The following is an 8,156-nucleotide window of genomic DNA, read 5'->3' as shown; positions in this document are numbered from 1 at the left end:
CAGCTCTAAAGTTGAAGTCCATTGGTTTACTTTTGGTATTTCTCTGTAACAAAAACAACGCTGTAACACGTAAATAGTATAGATGTAAGGGGATTCGCCGATAGGCAATCCGCCATTTCAAGGTACACTGATAGCGGTTTGCTATCGCGCAACCGCCCTACGAGCTAATTCGGCTCGCACAAATCAGTGGATGTCGTGACAAAACGAGGGGCCTTTGAACTGGTTCGAGGGCTGGGCAGTTTCAACTGGCGCTGTTCTCGCCATAATTCCTTTGATAGTGATAATTTTCCGTTCTGTAGCGAGTTCATGAGAAAACGATGCTTTCAATACCATCGCCTAACCCGGCGCTCAACCTCGCTCCTTTCAGTCGCTGGACGCTGCGCGAAAAAGCCGCGTAGCGCCGGCCAGCTCTACGTTGGGTAAAACTATTATGAGTAAGACAGGAGTGATTTTATGTTCTACCTATTTATTTATAAGTGCTTTATGTTTTTGTCCTTGCTTTTTTACCAAATGCTGATTTCAAAAAGTAAATTTATTTTTTTGCAGTTGCCTATTGTATTCCAGCTTTCTGCTATTCACACAATTGGTTTAACTTCATTAGTGCAAGGACTTTCGTGGATTAGTAGTTATATTGTTTTATGGATACCCACTTTCTTTATTTTATATTTTTTTGGAAAAATTCTTGGATTCATAGAAAATAATTATTGCGGTGTGGTCATACCTTATTTAAAAATTACAGATTTTTAATTATTCATGGTGTTTTTGTTTTTTTAAAGTYCAAGTAGGGTGCATTCCATGCACCAAAAACCGTAAGTCGTATTGATGCAAGGTGGATTCGCCGATAAATCCGCCTTCGGGGTACACCGATAGCAGTTTGCTATCGCGAAACCGCCCTACCCGCCATGAGTTCAACACTTTATCCTGAAATTAAACATGACTATTCAAGCCAACATTTCTTTACCGGATGAACTATTCAATGAATTAGAGCGTCGTGCACCTCAGTTAGAGGATCGTTCAAACCTTATCGCTGAAGCGTTACGTTATTTTTTTACCACCCATAAAGAAATGGGGGGGGAATTGGAACAGATTAACCAATATGCAGATGAGCTAAATCGGGAGGCAGAAGACGTACTCAGCTACCAATTGATTCATGAATAGAGGTGATTTATATCGCGTAGCGCACCCATCGACCCGCGACCCAAAACGTTCTAGGATTTTCGTTGTTGTCAGCCGCCAACTATTAATTGATTCGCAATTCTCAACAGTTGTTAGCGCACCGATTTATAGCAAATATCATGGTTTTTCCACACAGGTTCATGTTGATGTTGCCGATGGATTAAAACATTCAAGCAGTATCCACTGCGATGAGTTGGTGAGCTTGCACAAATCGGTATTGACTGATTATATTGGTAAGTTATCTGTTCTCAAACTTGCCGAATTAAATGTTGCGCTGAAGGTTGCTTTAAGCATTGAATGACAATTTCAACCACTTAAATAACCCGTAAGTCGTATAAGATGTAAGGTGAATTCGCCGATAGGCAATCCGCCATTTCTGGGCACACCGACGGCGGTTTGCTAACGCGAAACCATCCTACGCGCTTTAGTGTTACAAATATCACCTTGTGAGTTTTACGCTTCTTGCAAGTTTCTAAAAGGATTATTTAAATGAGCCGCAAGGTCTATATTGAAACATCCGTCATCAGCTACCTTACCGCTAAGCCCAGCAGGAATGTAATTGAAGCGGGTCACCAGCAAAGCACTTATCTGTTTTGGGACAAACGTAGTCAATTCGACCTGTATGCATCGGAACTTGTCCTTGCCGAGTGTAGTGCGGGCGATTCAGATGCCGCAAGCAAACGTTTAGCTGCTTTGCAGGGCATCCCCTTGCTTGAAATTACAGCGCAATGCGTCGAACTTGCCAAAGATTTGGTGCTCACCGGTATCGTTCCCACAAAAGCAAGCGAAGACGCATTACACATTTCGATTGCGACAGTTCATTTTGCAGATTATTTGTTAACTTGGAACTGCCGGCATATTGCCAACCCAGAAATACAAGCCAAGATTGCTCATAATTTTCGGCTAAAAAGCTTGTTCCTGCCCTTTATTTGTACACCCGAAGAACTCATTGGAGGTGAAAATGAGTGACAGCATTATCCAGGAAGTCCGTAATATCCGTGAGCAACACGCGGCCAGTATGGATTATGATTTAGACCGAATTTTTGCTGACCTGAAAGCACGGCAAGAACAACATGCTGCGGAGGGTTGGGTTGTCATTTCGCCCCCCTCCAATCCTCCTTTAGGGGATAACTTTGAATTGCAACGTACACGTTTCGCAAGCCGCTAACTCAAACCAGTCAGTCGTATAAGATGTAAGGAAGATTCGCCGACGGGCAATCCGCCGTTTCGGAGTACACCGATGGCGGTTTGCTATCGCGAAACCACCCTACATGCTTGAAAACGCTCAACACATGGGTTTTAGCCTACTCATTTCGCAGAATAAGGAAACTCCATCACGATTCTCAAACCTCCCTCAGGCCGATTAACGGCGTAAATCTTGCCAAAATGCAGCTCAACGGCTCGTTTTGCAATCGCTAAACCTAAGCCAATACTGTCTTGTTTGGTTTTATGGCTGCCCCGATAAAACGGTTCAAAGATTTTGGTTAATTCAGTCATACTCACGCCCGGCCCTTGATCGGCAATGCTGATACTCAAGAGTTGCTTGGTTTTATCGAGTTTGACGTCGACTAATAGATGCGAAGCGTTTGCCGTATGTTGTATCGCATTGCGTAACACATTTTCTATCGCTCTATGCACTAATTCAGCCCGGCCTTTTAACAAAACGTGTTCAGGGCGAGAAAACATAATTTTGACCGCTTTATGATTGGCTTCAAACCGGGCATCTTCGACAATTTCATCAAGCAATTCGTCCATATCGATAGTTTGCTCAGCGTGCGCAGAATCATCGACTTCTAAGCGAGAAAAAGTTAGCAATTCACCGATTAAGTCGCTCATACGTTGTGATTCACGCTCAATACGCTGAAGCGATGCGGCCATTTTCTCTGGTTGTTGCAAGGCTAAGCCAATCGCGGCCTGCATTCGGGCAAGCGGAGAGCGCAACTCATGGGAAACATCGTGTAGTAATTGTTGTTGCGCATCGACTAAGATACGAATACGTTCGGCCATGTGGTCAAAATGTAAGCCTAAATCGGCCAACTCATCACGGCGCTTACCCATTTTGGGTGCAGCGGTAGTATGTAAATGCCCTTGCGACATAGCTTCGAACGCTTGACGTAAATGCCTAATCGGCTTAGCAAAATACCCTGCGAGTAACCAACTAAAAATAAAACTCACTAGCGTGCCGGCAATGATAGGCAGTACCGGTTGGCGACTGAATTGCCTAAATTCTGCATTTAAGTCGTGAGAATGACCTGGCGGTGGGCCTCTCATATCACCCGGTGGGTGGCTTAAATCGGGTGGTGGGCCTCTATCGGGGCCGAAACCCAAGCCAGGTTGAGAGGCAAATAATAAATAAGTATGCCCATCATCGGCCGATACAGAATAAACCGCGTGGTCAAACGCAAAAGAATCAACCAACTCACGCGCTTGAGCAATAGTCTCAGCACTTACCGGCCGCGCTAAAATATCCTGGCCTGATTCATCGACGGCATAAATAGGTGGCGCAAAAGGCTCTGACTCGCGTTCTGCCAAAAACGCTTTTAACGCGACGCTACCACCATGCTTCAATACAGAATAAGCCGCTTTAGCAAAATGAGCATGACGTTCGACTCCAGTGACATTTTGGTTGTCATGCATTTTTATGCCATAACGATACCGAGACACCGACGCCTACTCCTGTGGTTAAAAACGCAAATAAAAACACCAAAAAAAATTTCCAGAACAAGCGTCCCATTAAACAACATCCTCTAACGCACGCGAGAACTTAACTATTTTTTGCATACAAATAACCTTTGCCTCTAACCGTAACAATCACCGAACCCGCATTATCAAATTGATTCAATTTTTGCCGGATACTGCTTAAATGCACGTCGATACTGCGATCAAAGCGTGCTAAGGGCCGCCCTAACCCTTGCTCGGATAGCTCTTTTTTACTGACCACTTTGCCAGCATTCATAGCCAGAATTTCTAATAAACTAAATTCGGTACTGGTTAAATCGATAACCTGACCGTTCCATTCGGCTTTACGCTGCTCCGGCCAAACCGTTAACGCCGCTAAATGAATGACTTTATCCAATATGTCGCTATGCTGAGAGTGAGCTGTACGGCGTAAAATAGCCCGAATACGTGCCAGTAATTCTCTAGGTGTGCAAGGCTTAGGCACATAGTCATCCGCGCCAGACTCTAAACCAACAATGCGATCAACATCATCGCCTTTAGCGGTTAACATTAATATCGGTACTCGGCTATGCATACGAATACGATTCAAAACGTCTATGCCTTTTAAACCTGGCAGCATTACGTCTAACACCACTAAGGCATATTGCTCTGACAATGCCTGATGTAAACCGCTTTCGCCATCGTGCTTGGCAACAACATCAAAATCTTCTTGTTCTAAATACTCTTTCAGCATCTCTGACAATTCAATATCGTCATCGATTAATAATACGCGTGTTTTAGTCGTCATGAGGGGATGTTTTTAACCTGGCTTGTATGGGGCTATATGAAAACGTTTTCTTAACATTTACGCTAACAGTTTTACGCAGTTTTACATTCGCTAACGGCAGTTTACTTAAAATCCAGCATACTAACCCTGAGCTTAACAGCTCTCAAATTATTCACTATTGGAGTTTTTTTATGTTGAACACAGTTTCTAAAGCAATCGCAATTTTACTTTTAACCCCTTTCGTAGCATTCGCTAAACCTGACGGAGGTGCTATGCCCCTTGTGGTGCAGAGGGCTTGCCTCACCTGCCAAGACCGGGTTTTACTCAAAATGAGTTACCACCGTACTTAGCCGACCTGACATTATCTGAGCAGCAAAAAGCAACGATTAAACAAATTGTGAATGCAAAAGGCGAAGCGATGAAAACTAAAATGGATGAAGCGTTTAAATTAAAAATGCAAATCCACAACTTCCCTTTCTCTATGGATTACAGCGAAGATAAAGTAAAAGCGTTAATTGCCCAAGCCACGCAATCCATGGCGCAAGCCCAGTTAGAAAAAGCACAAATTGATAACGCGGTTTATCAAGTATTAACCGAGGAGCAAAGAGAGCAGCTTAAAACAAAAATGGCTAACTTCGCACACACTCCTAGAGGCTAACGGTTAGTTTCCACTCATCACTGCAAATGATTAAAGTGTCTTACCTTCAACAAGCTATCCTAGTCGTAGCCTTTACATTAACTGGATTAGCGGGTTGTTTGCCGAAATCTCAGCATTTAACGCTTGCTCAGCAAACGCAAAAAATGAATGAATTTGTGGCTACCGGTGGTTATGCGTCCGACGAAAACCACCGGATTAAATCAACTCGGGAAATTTGGTTGCATGATAGCGTATTACTCGATACAACGCTGGTAATGCCTGAAGACTCAGGTATGTATCCAGTCATTATTTACTTACCAGGTTTAGGAGAAGATGCTAATGCGGGTGCAATTTGGCGGCAACAATGGGCGCAGGCGGGCTATGCCGTGTTTACCGTACAACCTATGGCGGTGGCAACGGCACTTAAGGGATTGGATGCATTGCCGGAACAGGCTAATCTTAACAAAGAAGAGGAGAACAATGACTTAAGTCGGTTACAAAATTTACGCTATAGCGATTTACATTATGTTGGTCGAGCGTACTTTTCTAATGCAGAATTAATAAAACGCTTAGCCCATTTAGCGTTTGCCGTGCAAGAATTAAAGCAACGCGCACAGCAGTCAACATCGGTATACGCAGCATTAGATTTAAATAATCTTGTTATCGCCGGTTACGAATTAGGCGCACGAACCGCCACTGCGCTGCTAGAGCAAAATCCGGCCATCACAATCCCCACCACGTTAAGCGCAATTAAACCCAAAGCTACAGTATTGTTAAGCCCTGTCGTTGACTTAGCCGCCGGTGATGTCTCGCATCGTTTTCAAAAGCTATCCTCGCCTATACTAACGATAACAGGCCCTAGCGATACAGATGATTATGGCGTCAGTATTCCAGAGCTACGCACTGCAATTTGGGAGTATGCGCCTTCCGGCAATAAATATTTGTTAACGCTTGAAGATGCTGAGCATACGCTATTTTCCGGCTCACGCTTTGAGGCCCGCCATAGCAATGAACAACCAAAGGGTACTAGACCACCAGGGCCTGACGGTGCCGAACCACCTGGCTTAACCGGGCTACAAAGTATGCATGTCAATATTGGCGTCAGCGCTGGCAGCGGCCCTATGGGCTTTGGTAATATGGCGCCACCGGGCATGAATCCACGCCATGCCAACGCTGCCACAGATCATGCCTATAAAACGCTTGCGATTATCCGAAGCGTGACTACGGCATTTTTAGATTCGCTGGTTAAAGCTAAAACCAACGCTAAGCAATGGTTAAATGCCAGTGATTTTCAACTATGGAGCGGTAAACGAGCGGAATTAAAAATAAAATAAAAAGCCAACATAACCACCGCGCTTATTGTTTTAGAGTAGGTTAAAATACTACTTTACACTAACAACAATTATAAAAGGCGGCGGTTATGTCATTAATTACGTGGACAGAGCAACTTGAAGTAGGTGTGACTGAAATTGACCAACAACACCAGAAATTAGTACAACTCATTAATGGCTTGCATAATCACATGTTAGCCGGCGATGCGAATGAAATTATGGCTAAGGTGCTGAGCAGAGTCATTGAATATACTGGTTTTCATTTCAGCACTGAAGAACAGTTTATGCAGCAATACAATTACCCCAATGCAGAAAAACACTTGAAAGAACATAAGGATTTAGTCGATATTGCGGTTAACTTACAGCATAAACTAGAATCAGGTAATACGCATATTACGATGGAAACTATGCACTTTTTACAAGATTGGCTACAACATCATATTCTAGGTTCAGACAAAGAATTAGCGCATTATTTAAACAGTCAAGGACTCCATTAAATCGAAAAATAGCAGTCGAAAAAAAAAGGCGTTCTATCCGAGAAATAGAACGCCCCAAGATGGCACCAAACACAGGAGAGTAAAAACATTGATGTTACTTTTACTAAAGCAGATTTAATGCCAACATTTTTATTCTTTAACTATCAATAACATAAATAAAATAATAATGCGATAACCCGTAACTGTTGTAATAAACGCACCAAAAAAACATTAAAAACGTTGCTATCGCACCAAAACAGTTTTAAAAGCATCCTCAAATTAAGACTGACCCAGCTTGATATTCATTAACCGAACTATTGGATAAAGTAATGACCGACTCCGAAAACATCATAGATAAACGCCAACATCCTCGCGTCGCGGTTGAAACAGATTATCGACTCTTCTTAAATGGCGCACAGTATGTTGGCAAAACTAGTAACATCAGTGCTTATGGCGCGTTTCTAGTCGTTCCAGAGCCAGGTATCCCACCCTCGCTAGTGTCACAATTTGGTGACTTACATGTATTAATAGAGGGTAAATGGTCGCATTATCGCTGCGAAATCGTCTATGTCGGCAAAGACAGTGAAACGGCATTGCCCGGTGCAGGCGTACAAAATATATTTGCTAAGCGTTTAGAATCTTAAATGAATAAGCTCATAATCGCGTGAATACGCTGTTGAGCTTTTTGTAGTGCCATAAGCGACAATTCTGGCGTTAACTCCGTGTTTTTAAATTTAGCATAAGCGGGTAACGTGTTGATATACGGCAGTTCCTTTCGACGTGGACTGCCAATGTAACTATGCAATTTAGCTAAGATGACTAAATCAATCAATTCCGGTTGCTGGCCTTCGCTTTGATAAAACCAATCCTCAGCATGAAGCGCAATATCGGCTAATTGCTCATTAAACCCTAACGTATGTAATACCAGCGAGCCAACTGACGGGGCTAGTAAGCTTAAGGTCGTCAGTAATTTATCTGCTTCATGATATTGCTCAGTATTTTGCTCGACAAAAATGCAAAATAGGCACCACGCCAATATTAGCGACTAACCCCGCTAATAACGCATCGTCTGGATTAATCGTGCGACATTG

The 8,156-nt window shown here is 43.2% G+C and carries 11 protein-coding genes; 8 read left to right on the top strand and 3 right to left on the bottom strand.

Annotation, left to right across the window (positions count from 1 at the left end):
- Nucleotides 1-933 precede the first annotated feature (933 nt).
- The 4 genes from VZ94_RS20360 (at nucleotide 934) to VZ94_RS20345 (ending at nucleotide 2,344) form a co-directional block, all read left to right on the top strand.
- Nucleotides 934-1,158 (top strand): hypothetical protein, encoded by a 225-nt coding sequence (locus tag VZ94_RS20360; RefSeq protein ID WP_045780638.1) that lies wholly within the window; start codon nucleotides 934-936, stop codon nucleotides 1,156-1,158.
- Nucleotides 1,151-1,477 carry a type II toxin-antitoxin system PemK/MazF family toxin gene (locus VZ94_RS20355; RefSeq protein WP_045780637.1) on the top strand — a complete coding sequence of 109 codons (327 nt, stop codon included), beginning with the start codon at nucleotides 1,151-1,153 and terminating at the stop codon, nucleotides 1,475-1,477. The genes VZ94_RS20360 and VZ94_RS20355 overlap by 8 nt, the downstream gene beginning before the upstream one ends.
- Before the next feature lie 188 nt (nucleotides 1,478-1,665).
- Nucleotides 1,666-2,145: a type II toxin-antitoxin system VapC family toxin gene (locus VZ94_RS20350; RefSeq protein WP_045780636.1), complete on the top strand. Its 480-nt coding sequence runs from the start codon at nucleotides 1,666-1,668 to the stop codon at nucleotides 2,143-2,145.
- Nucleotides 2,138-2,344: a hypothetical protein gene (locus tag VZ94_RS20345; RefSeq protein ID WP_045780635.1), complete on the top strand. Its 207-nt coding sequence runs from the start codon at nucleotides 2,138-2,140 to the stop codon at nucleotides 2,342-2,344. The genes VZ94_RS20350 and VZ94_RS20345 overlap by 8 nt, the downstream gene beginning before the upstream one ends.
- A gap of 140 nt (nucleotides 2,345-2,484) precedes the next feature.
- On the opposite strand, the gene VZ94_RS20340 is transcribed toward VZ94_RS20345, so the two are convergent.
- Together VZ94_RS20340 and VZ94_RS20335 are read right to left on the bottom strand one after the other, a co-directional pair.
- Nucleotides 2,485-3,813, bottom strand: a complete 1,329-nt coding sequence (locus VZ94_RS20340) for an ATP-binding protein (RefSeq protein WP_052700782.1) — start codon at nucleotides 3,811-3,813, stop codon at nucleotides 2,485-2,487.
- A 127-nt stretch (nucleotides 3,814-3,940) separates the two neighbouring features.
- Nucleotides 3,941-4,642 (bottom strand): response regulator transcription factor, encoded by a 702-nt coding sequence (locus tag VZ94_RS20335; RefSeq protein WP_045780634.1) that lies wholly within the window; start codon nucleotides 4,640-4,642, stop codon nucleotides 3,941-3,943.
- Between the two features lie 274 nt (nucleotides 4,643-4,916).
- Here VZ94_RS20335 and VZ94_RS20330 point away from each other — a divergent pair, with 274 nt between their 5' ends.
- The 4 genes from VZ94_RS20330 to VZ94_RS20315 all read left to right on the top strand — a co-directional run bounded on the left by VZ94_RS20330 (nucleotide 4,917) and on the right by VZ94_RS20315 (nucleotide 7,709).
- Nucleotides 4,917-5,279 carry a Spy/CpxP family protein refolding chaperone gene (locus tag VZ94_RS20330; RefSeq protein WP_045780633.1) on the top strand — a complete coding sequence of 121 codons (363 nt, stop codon included), beginning with the start codon at nucleotides 4,917-4,919 and terminating at the stop codon, nucleotides 5,277-5,279.
- A gap of 26 nt (nucleotides 5,280-5,305) precedes the next feature.
- Nucleotides 5,306-6,592: an alpha/beta hydrolase family protein gene (locus VZ94_RS20325; RefSeq protein ID WP_045780632.1), complete on the top strand. Its 1,287-nt coding sequence runs from the start codon at nucleotides 5,306-5,308 to the stop codon at nucleotides 6,590-6,592.
- 86 nt (nucleotides 6,593-6,678) lie between these two features.
- Nucleotides 6,679-7,086, top strand: a complete 408-nt coding sequence (locus VZ94_RS20320; protein WP_045780631.1) for a bacteriohemerythrin — start codon at nucleotides 6,679-6,681, stop codon at nucleotides 7,084-7,086.
- Nucleotides 7,087-7,394: 308 nt separating this feature from the next.
- A complete protein-coding gene (locus VZ94_RS20315; protein WP_045780630.1) occupies nucleotides 7,395-7,709 on the top strand; it encodes a PilZ domain-containing protein in 315 nt (104 codons plus the stop codon).
- On the opposite strand, the gene VZ94_RS20310 is transcribed toward VZ94_RS20315, so the two are convergent.
- Nucleotides 7,706-8,101 carry a hypothetical protein gene (locus VZ94_RS20310; RefSeq protein WP_045780629.1) on the bottom strand — a complete coding sequence of 132 codons (396 nt, stop codon included), beginning with the start codon at nucleotides 8,099-8,101 and terminating at the stop codon, nucleotides 7,706-7,708. The genes VZ94_RS20315 and VZ94_RS20310 overlap by 4 nt on opposite strands.
- Between the last annotated feature and the right edge of the window lie 55 nt (nucleotides 8,102-8,156).

The organism is Methylocucumis oryzae (assembly GCF_000963695.1).
GTDB lineage: Bacteria > Pseudomonadota > Gammaproteobacteria > Methylococcales > Methylomonadaceae > Methylovulum > Methylovulum oryzae.
This window is presented reverse-complemented; position numbering and strand designations above follow the sequence as displayed.